Raw genomic sequence first — 23618 nt, 5'->3', positions numbered from 1 at the left:
TTGGGTGAAAAATTATTTCATCTGAATATTGTAGGCCGGAATTTTATTTGTTTTGTGTAAACATGTTAAAATTTTATAGATGTTAAATTTTTTTATATTTTTACTGCAGATAACCCCATAACACTATTTTAAACCTACTAAAAACACCCTATTAACATGCTTATTTTTACCCACCAAAGCTTTATTTCTTCCATAGTATTTTCTAAATTATTCCGCTTTTGGATAAGGAGGTACCATTTTTCAAATTACATACCTGCTCGAATTAGTTAATCTCGAATTCGAAAATCACCAAATTATTTATTCTGGAAAATTTTTGAATCCCATGTCTTGATTTGCTCAAGACTGAGGCTAATATTCGTAGGTTAAAGTAGCTAATTCTACTTTACTAGCTAAGTTTGTTTACAACGTCGTTTTCCGGTTAATGATTAGTGTCATAATTTATATGCCATTTCAAACTATGAGATGGATTACCCACTACCTAATTATTTAGAACATGAAAATGAAACACCCTATCCTAAGAGGATACCTATGTATCACTAAGATTACTTTATTATTTCTTTTATCAATTACCGGAAGTATCAATCTAAAAGCTCAACCTAGTAACATCAGCACACTAGGACCAAATTTAGTAAGTTTTGCAACAGAAAGCATTCATGAAAACTATGAAAGTAGATTTTCGAAATGGGAAAATTGGCTGAATAAATGGATAGAAGAGAGAAAAGAAGCGGCTTATAATTTTGCTCCTGGAGATGTAGCTATGATTACTGCAGTTTATGATGGTCCACTATCTGGTGGAACACCGAAGGGAGTAGAGATATTTTTACTCGAAGATATTGCTGACCTATCTAAGTTAGGTATTGGCGCTGCGAATAATGGAGATGGAAGTGATGGAGAAGAATTTACTTTTCCTATGATTTCAGGAAATGCAGGAGATTATATTTATATAGCAAGTGAAGCCACTAATTTTACTAGTTTTTTTGACTTTGCTCCTGATTATGTCAGTGGATCGATGAGTATAAATGGAGATGATGCAATTGAGTTGTTTTACAATGGCTTAGTAATAGATGTCTTTGGAGATATTAACGTGGATGGTAATGGAGAACCTTGGGAGTATGAAGATGGTTGGGCATTTAGAAATCCAGGAAGTGCTCCTGCAGGTTCATTATTTGACATCAATGAGTGGAGCTTTAGTGGTCCGAATGCATTGGACGGAGAGACAACTAATGCTAGTGCAACAACACCTGTCCCGATTGTATCTTATGCACCAGTAAATAACACTACTAAGCATACAGGACATAACACAATTCAAGATGGGGTAGATGATGCAGTGGCAAATGATGTGCTAAATATTTCAGATGGTACTTTTAATGAAAATGTAGTGCTAAATAAGAGTATTATCTTGAAAGGATATGATCCTTCTAATACGATTATAGAAGGAACAACTGGGTACGGAATAACAATAGAGGTCGATGATGTAGAAATTAGTGACTTCAAAATTCAAGGATTCGTACAAGGAATCAGAATAACAAATGGGGATCATATTGTTATTGATCAAATCGAATGTGCTAATAATTCAACTTATGGAATAAATGTAAACTCTGGCAGTATCGATGATCTAACCATCAAAAATTCCGACTTCTCTGGGTCAAGCGTTGGGTTTAAAGTTGGAAGCTCAGCTAACATTACGAATTTATCAGTAACAGATTGTGCTTTTCATGATAATAACCAAGGATTTGCATGGCCTAATAGTTCTTCTTCACCGACTACCATCGATGGTGTACTTGTTAAAGACTGTACATTTACGAATAATCTACAGAAGGGTCTATATATCGAAAAGCTATCGAATGCAGTATTTGATAATATAACAGTAGATATGTGTGGAATAGACCCAGGGTATGGTTCTAATTCTGCCATTGACCTAAATCTAAAATTTAATACCTTCCAGAGCATATCATTAATCAATTCTAGTATAACGAATAGTGGAATAACGGGCACAAGCTCATATCCTGATGGAAGACCAGCCATATCTATTAGTGTAAGAGATGACGGTGCGTCCTATGGAGGAAATCCAGCAACATTGGACGGGTTAATAATCCAAGGAAATACCTTTGATGTTCCGAATCATATTATGAGTATTGGGTCTATACAAGGTCCGGCGAACACAGTAATTAGTTTGAATGACTTTTCCAATTTAGTTCCTGGAAAAAGTGCTGTGATTAATGAAAGTGCAGCTGATATATTATTCGAAGGAAATTGGCATGGCGTAACAAATATTTCAGATATCAAGTCTACCCTTTCCGAAGCAAGTACAGGGGAAAATTTACTAGCGTCATATAGTGAAGATGCTTCATTTGCTATGATTGTGGGTGTAGTAACGAATGTAAACAATGGACTCCATTATGCTACCATACAATCGGCCATTGATGATGTATTAACATTAGATGGACATACGATTACAGTAGCCGCCGGAACTTACAGTGAGCCTCTTATGATAGATAAAGAATTATCTATCCTTGGACCGAATTCAGCGATCAGTGCAGTTGATGGAAGCAGAGTTGCAGAAGCTATGCTAACGGAGAATATAAGAATAAGCGCAGGGAGTGATGTGATGATTAATGGCTTTGAATTTTTTGGAGTTTCGGCAATAAGTGAGTGGCCGATCTATATCCAAGGTAATACTAGTGGGATTACAATAAACAACAACAGGTTTATAGAATGTGTCTATACAGCAATAAAGTCTGGGCTTACGACGACCACTGCTAACCTAACGATAGAAGGAAATCTAATAGAAGGAACCTCAAATGATGAATTGCAATCAGGGATGGTTTTTGGTGGAGTAAGTGGAAGTATTTCGAATAATAAGATTAGCAATCCAGCCTATGGAGGATTATTAGTAGATGGAGCTAACGGACTAGCTATACATGGAAATATAATTGAAAATACTCCAGAGCAAGGATTACAATTATCAGGAATATGCAGTGACGTTACGGTTTTAGCAAATACAATTAACAATGCTAATTCAAAATTAAAAGTAGACAAAGGAGCTATCCGACTGTATGGTGGAGCTTTTTCAGGTCTTGTAACTATAAGCGAAAATATCCTTTCCTCTTCTTATAATGGAATAGCAATTAAGGATGGTGAAGACTTAACAGGAAAAGAAATTCTAATTGTTAACAACAGCCTTGAAGGCAATAATAATTATGCGATATATAATGGAGCTGCATTAGGAGCTGTTGAGGCTACTTGTAATTGGTGGGGAAGCATAGATCAGGCAATCATTCAATCTAAGATCAGTGGTGCTGTAACAGCAAGCCCATATTTAACAGATGGAACAGATGATTTGCCAGCGGATATTGGTTTCCAACCAACGGCACTTGCATGTGGAGGAATGTTTCCTATTCTAAATATTACATCTGAAGTATTCTATTCCACTATTCAGGAAGGGATAGATGCAGCTACGTCTGGTGATACCTTAGAAATTCAGCTTGCTGATTATACAGAACCTGGGCAGATCACAATTAATAAAAGCTTAGTCATTCAAGGAAAGGGAAAGACATTGACAATACTAAGATCAAATTACAACACAGCATCAAGTGGACATGGTAATGTTTCAAGTGCTTGGATTCTGACTGAACCAGGAACGAATGTAAGTATTGAAAAAATGACCATCGATGCGACAGGAAAAGACACCTACACTGCTTTAAGATTTCAAGATGGTGGAAAAGTTGAAAATGTTGCCTTTAATGAAATCAAACATTCAGCCTCTCCATATATAGGCATTGCCGTTCAAGTTCAAGATGGTAATGTGGATATCACAGGATGTATATTTACCCAGATCGGAAGAATAGGCGTACATTATAGAAATGGTGTAATTCCAGGTGCCGTTATATCTGGAACCTATGCTAATAATATGTACACTGGAAAGGGAGATGGCGATTGGTTAGATTATGCTTTAGATATTTCAGGTGGAACGACTATAACTGTTGAGAACAATACCATAAGTGGAAATACTGGAGAAGCATCAACGGATGGGTCTTCTTCAGCAGGAATATTAGTCACCTCTTACTTTCCGACACCAGCGAATTCTGCTCCAAATAGTGTTAACATTTTACATAACAACATTACGGATAACACAACAGGAATCGCTGTAGGATATGATGGAAGTGATGTCAGTGTAGTAAATGCGACAGAAAACAATATTATTGATAATGAGTATGGTATTTCATCCACTGGACCTTCGGTCAATGCTACAAGTAACTGGTGGGGCGATAATTTAGGACCTGCTGGAGCGGGATATGGAACAGGAGACACGGTTAGTCAGAATGTTTTGCTTTGTCCTTGGTTAGACGATGCATTTGATGCAACACCAGACCCAGGAATGGCAGTTGGACCAATTCATAATATCAGTTCTGGGGAATATTTCTGTACAATCCAAGAAGCAGTTACGGCTGCTAATGCAGGAAATACGATCAAAATAGAAGTAGCTGATTTTACGGAACCAAGTCAAATTATTATTGATAAAAATTTAAACTTAGTTGGTGTTGACAAAGCAAGTTCAACTTTAAGACCTGGCACAGATACTGGAAATGCAGGAGATGCAAGAGCATTTATTTTGGTGAATGCCAATGTTGACTTTAATCTATCCAACATGACGATAGATGGGACAGGAAAACTCGTTTACCAAGCGATTAGAAACAAAGGAGAAGGTGCTGTTGATAATGTTCAGTTTACTGAAATCAAGTACAAAGAATCGGGTCCAGATTATTCTGGAGTAGCTATTGCTGCCTTCGGAACAGGACCGGTAGATGTATCGAATTCAATGTTTAACGAAATAGGTAGAATAGGGATATTATACTTCGGTACTGGAGTATCTACTTCGACATTTTCAGGTAATACTTACACCGGTAAAGGTGTTGGAGATTGGTTAGATTATGGTTTAGATATCAGTGCAGGAGCAGTTGTCAATGTAACTAATAATACGGTGACAGGAAACAGGGGAATAGCAAGTACAGATGGCTCTACATCAGCTGGAATACTTGTTTCGACATTTTTCGCGCCAGGTACTATGGCCACAATAACAGGAAATCAAATTACCAATAATTCAACAGGTATTGCGGTAGGGTATGATGGAAGTGATGTGAGCGAAGTAACAGCGAATGACAATAATATTTATTTCAATGACTTTGGTGTTACTACAACGGCACCAATGGTAGATGCAATGAAAAATTTCTGGGGAGACCCTGATGGTCCTGGAGGAGAAGGCTATGGAGGAGGAAATCCGGTAAATGCAATGGTGGAAACTTGTCTGTATTATAATGTACCGATAGGGAGCGGAACTGAAGAACTAGAAGGACCTATAAAAAATACTAATACTGGAGAATTTTTCTGTTCGGTTCAAGATGCAATTGATGATGCTGAAACATTGGCAGGACATGAGATCACCCTACCAGCTGGTACATTTAGTGAGGATATCAATATAAATAAAGGTATTGTATTAAAGGGTGCGAATGCTACCATTGCAGGTTGTGATGTAAGAGGCGAAGAAACAATCATAGAGCCTGAAACTGGTGGAACAACTCCAATTACCGTATCAGCAGATGGTGTTACCATTTCTGGATTTACACTAACGAATTCAGGTGGACATTACGCGGTTTACAATTCAGAGCATGGAGGTTTTACATTCACCAATAATATCATTACTCAAGTCGGGAATAACACCGAATCTGGGAATACACATGCTTTATTTGTTAATGTGAATAACGCATCTATTGATGACATCAACATTGCTAATAACAAGTTTAGAGATATTCATGCAGGGATAAAAGATCCAGCCATTTCGAATGGAAGTGCCTCTGCTATATTTATTGGGGATTCACAAGCCGCTGGGAATATCACAGGTTTAGTAATAAGTGAGAATTGTATAGACTTAGTTAGAGCTGCAACAATACCTTTCGCTTCTGCAAGTAAAGGTGGAAAAGGCGCCTATGGAATTTTGTTAGGATATGGTGGTTCAGGCGGTGGAAATGTTGTGGATGCACAGATAACGAATAATGATATTAGTGACATAGAAGGACTTTGGGCGCATGCTATTGGTCTAGAAGGAAATACACCAAGTGCAGATGTATTAAACAATAACATTCATACGATTATTGATCACAAATCTCCTTCAGATGCAGTTGCTGTATTAATTGAGGACAATAATGATGTCGCAGACATTATGATTAATAATAACAGCTTTACAAATGTTGATTTAGGGGTCTGGAATAAAATGTCAGGTTCAGTAAATGCTTCATGTAACTATTGGGGTTCAGTAGATCAATCTGATATTCAAAACAAAATTAATGGAGGAGTAACATCAAGTCCTTACTTAACAGATGGAACAGATGATAATGTTGATATTGGGTTTCAGCCAACGCCTATAGCATGTGGTGGAATGTTCCCAATTTTGAATATTACCACTGAGGTATTCTATCCATCTATTCAAGATGGTATAGATGCAGCAGTAGCAGGTGATACCTTAGAAATTCAGCTTACGGATTACACAGAACCTGGGCAGATTGTTGTAACAAAAGACATCACATTGCAAGGTCTTGGGAAAACAAGTACGGTTCTACGACCGGGATTTAATACTGGGAATACAGGAAATGCACGAGGTTTTATTTTAGTGAATGCTGGTATAGAGTTCCACTTAGAAAAAATGACAATTAATGGTCTAGGAAAATTAGTATGGCAAGCAGTTCGATCTACAGGCTCAGGTTCTGTTGATAATGTTTATTTCACAAATATTAAATACCAATCGTCGGGAAGTCCATATGCAGGTACTGCTTATGCTGCTTTTGGAACAGGTAACGTTGATGTTAGCAATTGTATGTTTGACGAAATTGGTCGAATAGGAATGCAATACTTTGGAACTGGGATTTCGGGTTCCAATTTCACAAATAATATATATACAGGAAAGGGGGCTGGAGATTGGATAGATTATATGTTAGATATAAATGCAGGTGCCAAAGTTAATATTATGGGCAATATTGTAAGTGGTAATTTGGGTACTGCGCTAACCGATGGATCATCTTCCGCAGGAATATTAGTTTCAACCTATAGTGGTCTAGGAACTGAAGCTATCATTTCTAACAATACAATCAGTGGAAACACAATCGGTGTTGCTGTAGGTTTTGATGCAATTGACGAGAGTGTTGTTATCGCGAATAACAACAATATTTTCGGTAATATTTATGGCTTCACAGCCTCAGGTTCAGAAGTTGAAATTGATGCTTCATCAAACTGGTGGGGCGATGAGTTAGGACCTTCAGGTGAAGGTCCTGGAATAGGAGACAATGTGACCGAGAATGTCAATTTTTGTCCTTGGTTAGATAATGCCTTTGATGCAGTAACTCCTGGTGTTGCAATTGGCCCTGTTCATAATACTGACTCAGATGAATATTTCTGTACCATACAAGAAGCTATAGAAGCAGCAACAGCGACAAACACGATCGAAATAGCTGAGGGGACATATAATGAAAGAGTTGTGGTAAGTAAATCCTTAACCATCCAAGGGAAAACATCGGATAAGGAACTTTATATTATCGATGGTACTGGACTTGCAGGAACAGGAGATGGGATCTTCATCGATAATAATGTAACTCATGTAACCTTACAAAATCTTACCGTTCAGAATTTTGCTGGTTCATCTGGAACCGCCGATGCAGGAATCTATGCAATAGGAGGAAATGATAACTTAACTGTTGATAACGTAGCGATTCTAGACAATGTCGGAGGATCAGGTTTCTATGCCAATGGTCCTATAAATGATGTGACGATTAATGGTTCAATGATTTCTGGTCACACAGTTGGTGCTCGGGGAATTGTTATCTGGAATGGTTTCAAAGAAAATATCAACATTACAAATAATAGTTTAAGTAATAACAACTGCTGTGGAATCGAACTTCAGGATGGAACCGCTTCTAATGTTAATATCTCTTATAATACGATCGCAATCGGTACTGGAGATAACGCAATAGGTGTACTAGGTTTGAATGACAACACTGGTTCGAATACCATCAATAATAATATTATTACTGGAGGAGGACGATATGGAATCGAAATCAAAAATCCAGATGGTGGAATTACCCTCCATGCGAATAATATCAACTTGACCAATGCGAATAGTGATCTTAGAGATAGAGCAGGTATTGTGGTAATGAGAAGAGACTTCACCAATGGGAATCCTCAAGGATATGCTGATATACCCAATGGTGTTACGTTAACAAATAATACGGTGACGAATTATAAGCAATCTTCATCAGCCGAAGAAGGTTTTGGTATCGTTATAGAAGGTTCAGACCATGTTGTTTCAGGAAATGTATTAACAGGAAACGATGTCGGAATTCAACTTCAAGGAGGAGGTCACACTAACGCAAATTATGTAAGCAATAATTCTGGATCAGGTAGCCAAAACGTAGGTGATTCACCAGCATATTTTGGACGTGGAAATTCGCCGACGGTTTGTAATATCGATCTTGGATCTAATACGTTTAATCTCAATGGAATTGACAACAGATTATCAACGAATAATTACCAGAGTTCGACGCCATTTGTAGAAGTAGACGAGGCTATTATCCAAGAATACCTGACTAAAAAAATAAACTATACAATTAATAGTGTAACCATAGAAAACACCAATAATGATGTAGTAGATACAGACGAAGATGTAAGCCTAGAAGTTTGTGATACGGATGACAATGTAGTGTTATCAATGATATCACCTGATATAAACAACTTGGCAATGTGGATTGATTATGAGGGAACGAATCTTGTAACACCTCCTCTCGATGCTGATTTTAAAGTGAAAACATTTAACGCTAATCATGCAGCTTTAGAAAAAATGTCATTGAGATTAGCAGACCCAACAATACCAGGAATGTTAACTTCGGTAGCATATGTCTATAATGATGCAAATGATAATGGTATACTTGATGCTTTCGAATGTGTAAGTGATGTCATAGAAGTAGCGATAACAGTTAATCCTGTACCCGTCTTTACATTATCAGAAGGAGGTAATGCTTTAAGTGATGGTCAGACATTGACTGTATGTGAAGGAGATCCAGTAGCATTGAGTTTGACAGGAGAATCAACGGATGTATTTGATATGGTATTTAATGGTGCTTCCGTAGGTTCAGGAAGCATCGGTAGCGGATTTACATATGATTTCACAGCTGCAATTAGTGATGCAGGAACCTATGATTTTACAGTGACCAATTCTGAAGGTTGTGTTACAACGACTTCTTATACATTAAATGTTAAACCTACATCCTCAGCAGAAATTACTGCAGATTATGCAGTGTGGTTTAATTCTACGGGTAATATGGCAAGTGTACCTGGTTCAGGTGATACTTACGCTTGGACGCTTACTAACGGAACAATCATTGATGATGCAGTAAACCCAATAGAATTTTATCCAAGTGGGAATAGCGATATGGAGTTAACAGTTGTTGTTACGAATGCTAATAACTGTTCTGCAACAAGTACAACTACGATTAAAGTCGTAGAACCATGTGCACCATTTGATTTTTCTGAAGCGGCAGAGCTTAGAGCGAGCGGAGAAGAAGGCGTAGGTGTTTGGTCTATTGATCGATTTAAACCTGAACTTGGTAAGACGCCTGTAGAATTTGTTTCACAATCAACGGCGCCAGATGCAACTACGAATACACTAAAACATAGTATTACATCAAACAATGGATATCCTGCTGGTAATAATTTCTACAATACCCAAGGAAGAAGAATAGCAGTCCATCCTTCCAGTCTTGAAACAGAGATTGATTTATTTGTTCCTTCTGATTGGGCAACCACAGGAAGAAGAATGGCGGGTTTCTGGGGAGAAGCATTTAACGCATCGAACGCCTTAAGTGCATATCCGATTCTTGAATTTACTTCAGATAGTGGAACACCAAGGTTTAGAGTCTTTGATAATGGAACATGGGCTGATCTTGGACTTCCATCAGGTTTTGTATACGATCAGTGGGTTACCCTTAGAATGAAAGTATTGCCAGATGGTGAATTCAGATTTACAGTGTCTACTTTACAAGGTAACTTGACCTATACAAGTGTTAATTTAAGCAGTTTCGGATCTACCCACTTTGAAAATATCATACTTCAAGGTCACAATACAGAATTGGGTGTTGATTATGATATTTACTGGAATAATCTAGTCGCTATTCCTGTTACTTATGAATTAACAACGAATGGTAATAATATATACCACTTAGATACGGTGAAATTTTGTGAAGGAGAAAATGTTACACTTTTCCTAACTGGAAATGAAATGGACTTGTATTCACTGACACGTGATGGCAATCCAGTGATTAATGGTACAATAGGAATGGGTATAAATTACAACTTTGGTTCTGTTTCCTATTTTGCTGGCGAATACAAACTAGTCGTTACGAAAGTAGGTGGATGTACAACGGAGATGACCTTTATCTATGAGGTCGGGGTTTTCCCTGTGAATGAATTAACGGTTAATGCACTAGAGATTTTGGATGGTGGATCGCTTACCATATGTGAAGGTGAGACTGTAAATGTTAGCTTGACGGGTGCGGCAACAGATGAATTTAGGATGTTGCATGAAGGAGTAGAAGTAGGAACAGGTATAGTAGGAGCAGGAACGAATTACAGTTTCACAGCAGCAATTAGTGATGATGGAATGTATACATTAGAAGTCACAAGTAAAGATGGGTGTATATCTACGATGGATTATGAATTAGTGGTCACTCCATTAACCGCAATTACAATTGATCCGGTAGCTAGTTTTTGCTTCTTTGATGGTATTATGCCTTTAAATGCTACGCCTTCTGGTGGTACATTTAGTGGGCCTGGTATTTCAGGAAACGATTTCGATCCTGCTCTTGCTGGTCCGGGTATGCATGTCATTACCTATACCTTGATTTCGGGCGATTGTACGAGCACAGAAGAATTAACCATAGAAGTGGAACCTGCAGTGAACAGGGTGATGAATAATAATGACAGTGGTTATGGTTCATTCCGAAGTATCATAGATAGTCCTTGTATAGGTGATACCATTTACTTTGATAATGCTCTATTAAATCAAACAATTACGCTTACTTCAGGAGAGATCTTAATCGATTCTGACAAAGTATTGAAAGGAATGGGTGATGACAAATTAACCATTTCTGGTAATGATCTTTCTAGAATTTTCAATGTTGCTCCAGGGGTAACCTTTGAAATAAAAGGTGTTAAGTTAATGAATGGATATGCTGCAACTAATGGAGGAGCAATTCTGAATAACGGAAACTTAATTCTTGAAAACGTGGTATTGGAAGGCAATCATGAAGATACAACACCGAAAGCCTTCACGAATCTAGGTCTGAATAGCAAAGTAATAGTGAAAGGAGACGTAATTATCAATAAATAAATAGTCGAGGAAGTAACTTAATGTTGCTTCCTCTTTTTTTTGCCAATAAAACCAAACAATCAAATGAAACAGAACAATGTCATCAAACTCAACCATGTCAAGGTAGTTTCAATAAAGAAGGAAATCCTTAAGCCTAATAATCCTTTTCTAGACAAACTCTATGTGCCCTCGGCAGAAGGAATTCATCTTGTGAAAAAAATGGATATTCTTCGAATAGAAAGTTCAGGCAATTACACACACATTTTTACTAAATCGTTGAAGAAGTACACCGTATCGAAAACCATGAAGTCTGTGATTTCTAAACTGGAAGACGATGTATTCATCAGAATTCATCATTCGCACGTTATCAATGCTTCAGAAATTACTTTCATTGGAAATAGCAACATTGAATTGTCAGATGAATCGATTCTGCCAATGAGTAGGACGTATAAATCAAGAATAATTTCTTTAATAGAACCTATTAAGTATTAAAATAGAAAAAGGATAAATTGAGAATGATAATTAAAGGTATTTAATAGCAAAATAGTACCTTAACAACTAAATATCTAATTCATGTATAGACGCGAATTCATCAAGATTGTTATTCCTATTGTTGCTGTTGGACCGCACATACTCTTATCGTATGACCAACCTATTCTTAGTTATGGTGTAATTGCAGATCCTCAGTATGCAGATCAAGATACAAGAGGAACAAGATTTTATAGAGCTTCGCTGGGTAAACTACAGATGGCAGTCGATGATTTGAATAAGGAGAATTTAGACTTTGTAGTAACATTAGGAGATGTAATAGATAAAAATCTTGCAAGTTTTGCTGATATTCTTCCGATTTATAAAAAGCTAAAAGCGCCTCATCATTTGGTACTTGGAAATCACGATTTCGATGTTGCAGATGAAGATAAGGACAAGGTGATGGATAAGCTAGGAATGGCTAAGAACTATTACAGTGAAGTAAAATCTGGATGGCGTTTTATATACCTAGACGGGACAGAAGTAAGTCTATTTCGATATGCTGAAGGAAGTGAAAACAAGAAAAATGCCCAGATAAAGCTAGATGAATTAAAAGAGAAGAAAGCACCTCAGGCGCAAGCGTGGAATGGAGGAATAAGTGATGCACAAATGAAATGGTTCAAGCAAGAACTCAAGTCTGCAAAAGCTAAGAATGAGAAAGTTGTCATTTGTAATCATTGGCCGGTGTTACCAGAAGGAGATGTTCATAATTTATGGAATGCGAAAGAACTGGTCTCTATAATTGACCCATACGATAACGTTATTCTGTATATGAATGGACATAATCATAAAGGAAATTATACCACTCAGAATGGAACGCATTATGTCAATTTTAAAGGAATGGTAGAAACCGAGAAGGACACTGCTTATGCTACAGTTGATTGTTATGCAGATAGAGTAGAAATCAAGGGTTATGGATTAGAACCAGATCGGATTGCAAAATAGCTTGTAGCTTTATAAACTCAATGGTATGTTGATGGTCACTGAAGTTCCATTTCCTGAAGATGTTACTACATCCATATGACCATTTAATTGTTCTACACGTGAGAGAATTGATTTTAAGCCTAAACCACTAGAAGCCAATGCCTCATTGTAGTTAAAACCTTTTCCATCATCTTCTACTACGATTTGTATTTCCTTGTCAAACTTCGAGAGTTGGATAAATACATTCGAGGCATCAGCATATTTAAGTAAATTGTTAATGAGCTCTTGTGTGATTCGATAGACAGAAAGTTCTATTTTTTCATTAATTCTTGTGTTGTTAAAACCCACTAATTCGAAATCCGTTTCGGTTTCATGTATGCTTCTTAACTCATGAACCAATTGTCTTACCGCTATTGGAAGTCCTCCAGCTCTGAGGTCTGCAGGCATGAGATTATGCGAAATTCGTCGAACTTCATCATGTGCCTTGTCGATCATCAAGTTAGCGGTGTTGTAGATATCTAGGTTTTCTACCTTTTCAATTTCAGATTGAATTTTGCCAAAATGAGCTTTAACAGTAGTCAGTAATCCACCTAATCCATCATGCAGATCTTTGGCAATTCTGATGCGTTCATTTTCTTGACCTTCCAATATAGAGGACATAGAAAGGAGTTTCTTTTCTTGTTCCAATGTTTGAATTTTTTGTTCGTTTAAATCTTGTTCTTGCAGTGCAATTTTCTTGTCTCTCTTACTTCTACTAAATAGCCCCCAAATGAAGGACCCACCTAGAAGGACAGATAACCCTAATCCTCCAAAAAGGAGATTTCTTTGGTAAGTCCTGGCATTGATTTCAGCTTGCTTTTGATCAAGGGCAGCTTGTTTAGTAGCTGTTTCATATTTAACTTCGAGATCAGTAAGTAAGTCTCGATTCTCTAAACTGTAGGTGGAGTCGACGATTTCCGCCCTTTCATATAGGAGCTCGTAAGCTAATCGGTAGTTACCTTTATTCTTTTCTAGGGTTGACCAAACGAATAAGCACCTTTCAGCAATATAGTCATTGTTAGATTTCGATTGATGCTTCTGGTATAATTGAAAATAATTAGATCCTTTTTCCAGATTATCTCTGTACATTTCTATTTCACCAAGATTACAATAGCAAGCAGTGAGGTAGTAATCTTGTTGTAATTGTATTGCATATTCTAATGATTTTTGATAGGCTGTATGAGCCAATTCATATTCCTTGTTTTTAGCCAAGATTCCGCCTTTTCCCGAATACATTTCCAATAATATTTGAGGAGCATTGATTTGGTCTTCAAGTTCAAAAGCTTTTTCTAAATAGAAACTTGAACTATCCTGATTAATTTCTGAATAATACTCAGCCATTTGAATACATGCCATTACGTATACTATAGGAAATGACGTCTTACTATGTTTGATAGCTAGATTGTAATATTGATTCCTTTTGTCTTGTATTTTATTCTGATTGAACACATCAGCGATATTGTAATATACCCTGCTGATTTCATATTGATTTCCTAATCGTTTTGCATATTCACCTGCCTTTAGATAATAGTTTACCGCTACCTCATAGTCTGTACCATAATGCTTCAATGATCCGAGATTTGAATAACCCATTAATAAGGAAATTTCATCTTGTAGTTCTTCAGCAAGAGGGATAGCTTGTTTAAGAATTTTTTCTGCTTCTTCTGGCTGATTCCGTTCTATTTTGATTAGAGCGATATTTATTTTTGCTCTAGCCTCATGTAATTTATCTTCCATCAATGTTGCATTTTCCAGGGCCAATTTATTATAGTGCATGCTGCTATCTCTATCTAAATGATAGAATGCACGCGCCATATCTAATAAACAATGGCTTAGTGAATCTACATTAGTATCTGCTAAGTTCTTTCGAAGGCTATCGATTTCACGCTGATCTTGTCCTTTAGCAAAAGAAATGATAAAAATGCTTGCCAGAAATAGGTAAATAAACTTCATTACAACGTTGGTTTGGGTGTACTCTAAATTAGTAAAATCATTTTTAATTGGTTTTGAGGTCTTCTCGGATGGAATTCAACAAAAATTCCTTTTGGACTTGACTTCACATCTAAAATGACATTATGTGCGGCAATTCTACCATCTTCATTTAGTCCGACTGATTGGGAGAAACTTAAAATAGGCAAGAGTAGGCGGATGATTAGATACTTCAAACAGTTGAAACTTTTATAAAGTTATTGGGTGTCATTTTAATAAACCTATATGAATTCATTAATTCTTAATTTTCTTTAACAATTAATAACTCAACTTTTTTTGTCATTTCATTTAGCTTGTCATCTAAATTTTGATACCTCTGCTCTGATTCTTTATTCTCTTGTGTTAGTTCAGCAATAATTTTTTGTTGTTCTTTAATTGCATTAATCAGCAAATAGGTCAATGCTGTCGGATCAATACTTAAGAATCCAGACTTCTCTTTTTCTACCATATAAGGAGCAGACCTTTGAAGATCTTGGGCAATCATACCTATATATTCTACAGAAGGGTCGTAGCCTGATCGTTGATTATAATGATAACTCACAGGATTCATTTTCAGCAAGGTGGCTAAACCATCAGAAAATGGTTTTACATTTTGCTTTAACCTCATATCAGATGGGGCTTTCCAAGACCCACCTCCAGGCTTGTATGCTTCTCCAGTGGATAAGTCCAATTGATGATTAGGATACATGTTAATGCCAACGTTCCCATTCTCTAATGTGATTGTATTAAAACCACCTGATTCAAGAATAAAGGCGTCTAGATTCTGATCAATATCGCCAAGATGAATTTCATCGAATAATTCATTGTAGTATAGAATATTTGATTTAAGCCCTTCTGTGGAAGTAACATACATTAATTCATCTCCACCAACTGTATTGGATTCTAGGTTGAAGTCACCTTTGATATGAAAATTTTCACTTGGAGAAGAAGTTCCGACGCCTATGTTGCCATTGTCCTTTATATACATTCGATTGACGCCATTACTTTTTAGTATTAGATCGTCTGAATTGCTGTCAAGAGCTCCTAATAAAATATCTTTAGTATTGTTGTCCATCATCATCCACCTCGTCGAAGTACCGTCACTAGTTTTAGCAAAGACAGACGGGTTTGTTCTGTTCGATTCAATTTTTAAATCTCCTTTGATATGTAGCGTTTTATCGGGTAAATTAGTATTTACACCAACTAGCCCTGTAGCATCCAGTTTTATCACATCATTTCCGTCTGCTCTTATAAAAACATCTCCACCATTGGGATCTACATCACCTAAATAAACATCTTCCCCATTATCTTGTCTAACGATTACCCTACTTGCATTTACTCCGGAATCAGTCACACTTTTCATTGATAAAATGGCATCATTCGACTTAGCTCTTATTTCTGTTTCCCCTTTAAAAATTGCTGCGGATGATGCCCCTTCAGCATATAAGCCGACTCCATTCCCTGAAGTTGCTAATGAATATAAACCAAACCCATTCCCACCAAAGGATCTAAAATAACCTCCAAAATTTGTTACACTTCCTATGCCACTTGCCACGCCATAAACTCCTCTGCCATTTGCGCTGTAACTTTGAAAATAACCTCCATAGTTGACTCCAGAGCTATTAGAACCTAGTCCGTAAACTCCTCGTCCTGTATTACCCTTAGCTTCGAAATGACCTCCGTAATTAGAATTATTAAATCCATTGAAACTTGAAACGCCTTTTACCGCAATTGAGCCTGCTCCATCGGCTTGGGACAATATGGTGCTACCTGAAGTGGCACTTCCTTGAACACGCATATTGTCTTCTGAGAAATGAACAATTTCCTTAGAATTGATTTCAATCTTTATTTTCTCATCTTGACTGTATAGTCCAAATGAAACAAACAATAAAAATGCAATTATAAATGATCTCATCTTTTAAATTTTCCCTCAAATTCGGAATAAAACAAAAATGAAACCTCTATGAATTCATTGATATTTAATCTACATATTCAACAATCACTGTTGTGAAATCTATACTTAATGTAGGTGGACAAGAACTATAGACTTCCACCCAATAAGAGTGATTTAAGTTATCTACGACCTCAGAGATGTTAGACATATAAGCCTTGAGTACATTACCTGAACCTGAACTTGAAGCCGTTCCTATGATATTACTTGACAAGGTTGAATTATGTGAATTTTTTATCAAATTGAAATTTAGATTACCCAAAGACTGTCCATCTTTGCACCATATGCTTAAGCTTTTAATTTGGGCTCCATCAGGGATATTTATGGGAGCAAACATAACCGACTGTCCAAAAACAGATATATAATGCGGTGTTATCAAGTTTAAGGGAGCAGAAGGATTACTATCGAAATTTCGAGGTGAAAAAGAAATATATTTAGAACCTGCATCTTTGTATATATTTCCAGCTCCATCAGCCCTTAATTTTCCATCTACATTATCGTTTAAATTATAGACACGAAGCCCACTTGATGGGGGAGTTTGATTTGCTCCCACACTTACACCACCATTGTTGTGTACTCTGAAACGTGTTGTGGTTCCAACTTTCACTCTTAAAGGCGACTCATTTTCAGAACTATGGATTTCTAATTGGTCACCAGGATTAGCTGTACCTATCCCCACATTTCCTGTTTCTACAATTCTCATCCTCTCGATACTTTGGGTTCGGGAAATGATTGATCCACCTGTATTATCAATATCTCCAAAATATATATCCTGCGTCCCTGCCTCTCTGGTTAATACTCTACCTTCACTCCCAACACTGGTTTTCATGTACAAATTTGCATGTGTATGTTCATTATCTGCATTGATATGAAGGCTTTCAGAATATAAATTGTTTTTAATCTTAACGAGCCTATTTTCCATTTCTCCATAGATTAATGTACCATAGGATAAATTTCCAATAAATAACCTATCGTTTTCTGAGTTATCATATCCCATATAATTTCCTAAGTATATAGATCTTGTACCTGTTCCTTGAAACCCTGATTTCTTCCCGATAGAAATATTGCCAGCAGGTCCCCAACTATTTGCTTCATAACCTATAGAAATACTTTCATGCCCTGAGACTAATCCTGAACGGGTACCTATGGCGATTGCTCCAAATGAACCTCCTGTAAAGCCACCACTTTTGTAACCGATAAAAATATTTTCGTCGCCATTAACTTGATTAAAACCTGATGAGTCACCAAGATATATGTTCCGCTCTCCATTAAGGTTTCCTATTCCAGCCTTAGGACCGATGGCTACATTTCCATAACCAGCATCTTGTATCAATGTTGAATCACCGATTGCTACTGAGTGATCGGAAGTGGAAGATTTTCCTGATTCAAAGCCAATATGTGTATTTGAACTTCCCTGGCCACCAGCACTATTACCAAAAGCACTGTTTCGTTCTCCAATAGTATTCACCCTACCCGAAAGCTGCCCTACAAAAGTGTTAGATGAACCTCCAGCATTTGATAGTCCAGATTCGCTGCCGATAAATGTATTACCACTACCAATGTTATTATCTCCAGACTTTGAACCTACAAAAGTATTATTAGATGCTCTTTGATTAGATCTACCTGCTGAATAACCAACAGCAGTGTTATTGCTGCCATTATTGTTGGATAAACTTATTGCTCCTAAAGCTGTATTGTAGATTCCTGTTGAGTTTTTTGTTAATGAGGAACTTCCCACACTTGTGTTATTTGAGCCGCTACTGTTACTTTCGAGACTGTGATATCCTAATGCTGTATTACTCGTCCCAGTTTGGTTCATTTTTAAAGATTTTGATCCAACCGCTGTATTATTGATTCCTTGGAATGGAAATGTTGCATTTTGACCACTTTTGTGAAGCGAAGAATCTCCGATTGCCACTAAATTACTTGTTCCGTTTCCGACATTAAACAAGCTGTAATTTCCAATTCCAATATTATTATTTCCACTGCCCAGATATGCAGTGAAGAATCCAATTCCAATATTCTGAGAACCTGTATTCTGTCCACCAGCTATAGCACCAATATAAGTATTATCACTAGCTGATGAAGATATCTGACCAGCTTGTATGCCCAAAAAAGTATTGTTAGAGCCCGTATTTTCTCCACCACTAAGCACACCATAAAAACTGTTCGAATTTCCTTTGTTTCCCTCATTTCCTGAATACGCTCCAGTGAAGGTATTCGAAATTCCAGTGCTTGTATGCTCACCTGATCTGTGTCCTATAAATGTGTTCCAACTTTCAGAGCTTGGTATTGACTTCCCTGCATTTAGACCTAAAAAAGTTCCGTGGCTCTTAGATTCAAGATGAAAAGTTTGATCATCTAATTTTGCAATTGGGTATCCCCCAACCTTTATTCTGATGGTATCTTCATCTACATTTTGTTCCACATCCACTTTCGTATCACCATCAATATCAGAAATCAAGGATCCTCCAGATGTTGCTGAAGCAATTGGACCCCAATCTGCTCCATTGTAGAATTCGAATCGATTACTAATGGAATTATAGATGAGCAATCCGTTCGCGGGAGAAGGAATTAAGTCTCTTTCCGTAGTTGTTAGTCGAGGTATAAGTACGCCTCCACTTGTCGATTGCACTTCAAGTTTAGCAGAAGCATTAGGAGTATTGGTTCCAATTCCCACGTTTTGGCCATTCACCATAAAAGGTAGTAAGATAATGCTGATGATAATTAGTTTCATGTTTTTTGGATTTTGCCCTAATTTCGGAATAAAACAAAAATGAAACCTCTATGAATTCATTGATATTTGATGTAAAAACTGTAATTCCATTTTAATAATATCTTTATATCCAGAACTTTAAACACTCCAAAAAATTCTGAATGAAAATCTTTTTTCTATTCGAATTTCGTTTAGTAGTTCTAATGCTAGAATATGAGATTCTAATGGAGTTGCAAACTCCTTCCAGTGACATTCTAAAAGAATATAAAAGCCTTACTACAACAATATAACGGATAACAAATAACTTGTCCTATAACACCTTTGCCTAATTGTCAGATACCAATGCCTAATCGATAGATGCTTTAAAGCACAAAATTATTGAACTTGGAATATAATTTCAGCTTATGAAACTGACCAATACTTTAGTTTTACTTTTATTCTGTATTTCGCTTTCAGCTCAAAATGTTGGGGTGAACATTGCCATACCTGAGTCCACAATGGACATTCGATCGAAAAGTATTTCAGAGCCAAGCCAGCTGAATATTTCCAATCAAGATAGATCTAGGTATGTGCGATTTTTTAGTGGAAGTGAGACGTACCCTGATCCATCTATGAGCTGGAATCCTGGCCACAGTTTACTCTTTGCAACTTATGACGACGCAAATTTTATATTTACAGAATATATGCGAATTGATTCTTTAGGTAGAGTCGGTATAGGAGTCACCGATCCAGATGCCAAACTGGAAGTCGACGGACAAATAAAAATAATGGGAGGTAGTCCCGGCGCTGATAAAGTACTGATAAGCGATGCCGATGGACTGGCATCATGGGGGGCATCTCCTCCGCCACCAGCCACTACTTATTCCGTAGGAGACTTCGCACAGGGTGGTGTAGTATTCTGAGTAAGTCCGAATGGAGAACATGGCAAAGTGGTTAGCATATATGATATTGGCTTAACGTCTTGGAGCGATATTACGAATGTCGAGATCGGAGCTACGGCACAGAGTAATCTAAATGGAGCAGGAAATACAGTCGCTATTATTTTACAAGATGGACAAAAATCCTCGGCGGCGCAGCATTGCAATCTATTAACTTATGGAGGATTTGATGACTGGTACTTACCATCAAAGGAGGAATTGAAACAAGTGTTCCAGAAGAAAAGTGAGATTAATCCAGTTGCCACAGCCAATGGAGGTGAAATTTTGGGGAATTCGTGGTATTGGAACTCTACCGAATTCAATGACATTTATGCCTGAGTTCTGGATTTTAACATTGGCTTTGCTTTTAATGAACTTAAAAGCAGCAGCACTTGTAAAGTCCGAGCTATTAGGGCTTTTTAAACTGAATTGCAGGATTTTTGCTTCTATTAGCAGAACGATAAGAAAACAGTTATTAATTTCAAATACTTTCTAAAAAAAATGAATTTTAAATTTTGAATCCAAAGCCTCGTAACAGAATTTCGTAAATGGCAGTCAGATCAACGACGGTAAGAGCGGCTCTTTACGTGTATGATCAAGGCTATCCAGGAACCAAATGAAATTATAATTGCATTAAAGGAAGAGTTGAGAATCATAAATTAAAAATATCAAGAACTTCTTTCGAGAATTGAAAAGCTTGAAGAAGAGCATTCTAATTAATTTTTTGATTAGGAATGTTTTAAGCTTGTAAGATCATAAGTGGTAATACTCTCAAACCTTCAAGTAGGTGTAACTATAGGAGGAAGTGGAGCCGGAATTTGCAAGATTCATTCCTCTAATGAATTATAAATGGGTTTCTTACATTTACGAACCATCAAACAGCTAAAACAATGATACAAACTTCCAAAACAATTATATTGGTTCTTATATTCTTGTTGGGCTCAATTTTTTCCTCTTTTGCTCAATCTATAGACCCTTCTAGTATTCATGGAAAAGTGATATGCGGCTACCAAGCATGGTTTAATTGTCCCGGAGATGGTTCCCCAATAGATCGCTGGTTTGCCTGGGCTTACCCTTCACCTGCACCAGGCAATGTAGATATTGAGTTATACCCGGAAGTAAGTGAATATCGCCCTGAAGACCTATTTTATAACAACTTTGGCAATTTAGGAGATGGAACGCCCGCAACCTTCTTTTCTTCTTATTCTGAAAGCGTAACCCAATTACATTTTAGTTGGATGGAAGAAAACGGCATCGATGGAGTAGCCCTACAGCGCTTTATTACACAGTTTGATGAGCCTATTTTAACTGCTAACAGGGATTCAAACGCGGTTCGAGTAGCTAGGGCAGCAGAAGAATATGGGCGTGTGTTTTACATGATGTATGATATCACCGAATTAGGTGCCGATCTCTTCACAACTGTTACCGAGGACTGGGAAGAGCGGATGATTAAGGATTTACAAATTACTTCTTCTCCCCAATATCTACATCAAGATGGGAAACCAGTGATTTGTATTTGGGGTATTGGTTTTGACCATGTCTATGGGACATCCGAAGAGACAGCGCAGCTCATTGAGTGGTTCAAGAATCAAGGGATTTACGTCATCGGTGGTGTACCGATTGAATGGCGAACAGGTGAGATAGGCTCAAAACCTAATTTCGATACGGTCTATACCAAACTGGACATGGTATCTCCATGGACGGTGGGTGGCTTCTTCGATACCGTTGCAGCAGATTCTTACAATGATCATTATTTGGAAGGTGATTTCGCCTATTGTGAAGCAAACGGTTTAGATTATTTACCTGTAATGTTTGCTGGAATATCCAACCATAACTGGGAAGTCGGCGCTAGTCCTCAAAATCAAGTTCCTCGTTTGGGCGGGGACTTCTTTTGGCATCAGGTAAAAAATATCAGAAACCTGGGTATTTCTTCTGGATACATTGCCATGTTTGATGAGTACAATGAATCAACTGCGATCATGAATTCTGCGGATAGCTACTTCAGCATACCATCTAACCAGTATTTTCTGACGCTGTCTGCTGATGGTGTTTATCATTCCCCAGATTTTTATTTACGATTGGCTGGTGAGATTTCCCAGCATTTTCGGGATGGAACGATTCCCCCTCCCACTTTTACCACCTCCCCACATAGTGCGCCGTTTTTCTTTCGGACAAGCATGGAACCAAAGTATGATGCACAACCAGATTGGTTGAACACTTTTGATGAAGGAATACCGCCAGTGAATGTTGCCGGACCAAATGGAACTGGTTTTCCCAACTTGAGTTTAGTTAATGATCAGGGCCATCTAGGCACCACTAGCTTGCTGATTGAAGGTGTCGATCAATCTAACCAATTATCCCTCGTATATTTCCAGGTCTTCGATGTTGATGTTACTGTCGAAGCAGATACCGATCTTTCGTATCATATTATGCCCTTAAATGAAGGTGGTAGAAATGTAGCTATTGACTTGATCATGAGCGATGGGAGCAATCTAAGAGATACAGATGCAGTGGATCAATCAGGTAATGGAATGCATCCTGGAAACCCCAGAGGTACTATCGATGAATGGACCGAAATAAGAAGCCCAATCGGGCAATGGATCTCTGGGAAAACAATTGATCGAATTGTCATCACTTATGACTATGGTCCGGAAGAAAGACCCTTTGCAGCATATGTCGATGATGTAAGAATCGAGAATAACCTTGAAGTTGTTACAAGTGTTGAAGAACCAATTCAAAGTCAACAGGACTTTAAAATTTACCCCAATCCTACTAATACAGGGTTCCTGCATTTTGAACTGTCCCCAACATTTAAGCCCTCTACTTGTTTCATTTACAATCGTTTGGGGCAACTAGTTTCATCACAGAATATACAATCTTATAAAGGTTCCATTTCGATTAATCATCTAAAATCAGATTTGTATTTTATTCAATTGTCGGATGGTCAACATACTTTATCCCGTAAATTTATCCGCTTATAAGCAGCAAAATGGAATGATTAAGAGTTTGTTTCAGAATTAATAAGAATATGAAAAGGTAGTCGGTCGTATCTTGGGCATTAACAACATCGTCTTAAGATATTTTTTGGTTTCTAAAAGAATCGTTTACTGAAAATGGACAAACCCGCAAGTTAAAAGCTTTAAGAATCTTGTATTGATTTCATTTCAT

The 23618-nt window shown here is 37.3% G+C and carries 9 protein-coding genes; 6 read left to right on the top strand and 3 right to left on the bottom strand.

From position 1 onward, the window contains the following. Positions 1 to 493 precede the first annotated feature (493 nt). The 3 genes from L2586_RS10080 to L2586_RS10070 all read left to right on the top strand — a co-directional run bounded on the left by L2586_RS10080 (position 494) and on the right by L2586_RS10070 (position 12880). Positions 494 to 11428: a right-handed parallel beta-helix repeat-containing protein gene (locus tag L2586_RS10080; RefSeq protein WP_235292766.1), complete on the top strand. Its 10935-nt coding sequence runs from the start codon at positions 494 to 496 to the stop codon at positions 11426 to 11428. A 63-nt stretch (positions 11429 to 11491) separates the two neighbouring features. After that, the gene (locus tag L2586_RS10075) at positions 11492 to 11899 is read left to right on the top strand and encodes a LytR/AlgR family response regulator transcription factor (protein WP_235292765.1); all 408 of its coding nucleotides are present in this window, start codon (positions 11492 to 11494) and stop codon (positions 11897 to 11899) included. 81 nt (positions 11900 to 11980) lie between these two features. Continuing rightward, a complete protein-coding gene (locus L2586_RS10070) occupies positions 11981 to 12880 on the top strand; it encodes a metallophosphoesterase (RefSeq protein ID WP_235292764.1) in 900 nt (299 codons plus the stop codon). A gap of 9 nt (positions 12881 to 12889) precedes the next feature. Here the strand turns inward: L2586_RS10070 and L2586_RS10065 are convergent, their stop codons facing one another. From L2586_RS10065 to L2586_RS10055, 3 genes are all read right to left on the bottom strand, one after another. Next, the gene (locus L2586_RS10065; protein WP_235292763.1) at positions 12890 to 14851 is read right to left on the bottom strand and encodes an ATP-binding protein; all 1962 of its coding nucleotides are present in this window, start codon (positions 14849 to 14851) and stop codon (positions 12890 to 12892) included. Positions 14852 to 15128: 277 nt separating this feature from the next. Continuing rightward, entirely contained in the window at positions 15129 to 16781 is a 1653-nt protein-coding gene (locus tag L2586_RS10060; protein WP_235292762.1) for a tail fiber domain-containing protein, read from the bottom strand. A gap of 64 nt (positions 16782 to 16845) precedes the next feature. Continuing rightward, positions 16846 to 19554: an autotransporter outer membrane beta-barrel domain-containing protein gene (locus L2586_RS10055; RefSeq protein ID WP_235292761.1), complete on the bottom strand. Its 2709-nt coding sequence runs from the start codon at positions 19552 to 19554 to the stop codon at positions 16846 to 16848. Between the two features lie 383 nt (positions 19555 to 19937). On the opposite strand from L2586_RS10055, the gene L2586_RS10050 reads away from it, so the two are divergent. The 3 genes from L2586_RS10050 (at position 19938) to L2586_RS10040 (ending at position 23431) form a co-directional block, all read left to right on the top strand. Further along, complete coding sequence (locus L2586_RS10050; protein ID WP_235292760.1) at positions 19938 to 20435, top strand: hypothetical protein; 498 nt, start codon at positions 19938 to 19940, stop codon at positions 20433 to 20435. A 27-nt stretch (positions 20436 to 20462) separates the two neighbouring features. Beyond that, on the top strand, positions 20463 to 20789 hold the full coding sequence (locus tag L2586_RS10045) for a DUF1566 domain-containing protein (protein WP_235292759.1): 327 nt from the start codon (positions 20463 to 20465) through the stop codon (positions 20787 to 20789). A 551-nt stretch (positions 20790 to 21340) separates the two neighbouring features. Then, entirely contained in the window at positions 21341 to 23431 is a 2091-nt protein-coding gene (locus L2586_RS10040; protein WP_235292758.1) for a T9SS type A sorting domain-containing protein, read from the top strand. Positions 23432 to 23618 lie beyond the last annotated feature (187 nt).

The organism is Portibacter lacus (assembly GCF_021533215.1).
Taxonomy (GTDB): Bacteria; Bacteroidota; Bacteroidia; order Chitinophagales; family Saprospiraceae; genus Portibacter; species Portibacter lacus.
The sequence above is the reverse complement of the archived record's forward strand: the minus strand, read 5'-3'. Positions and strand labels throughout refer to the sequence as shown.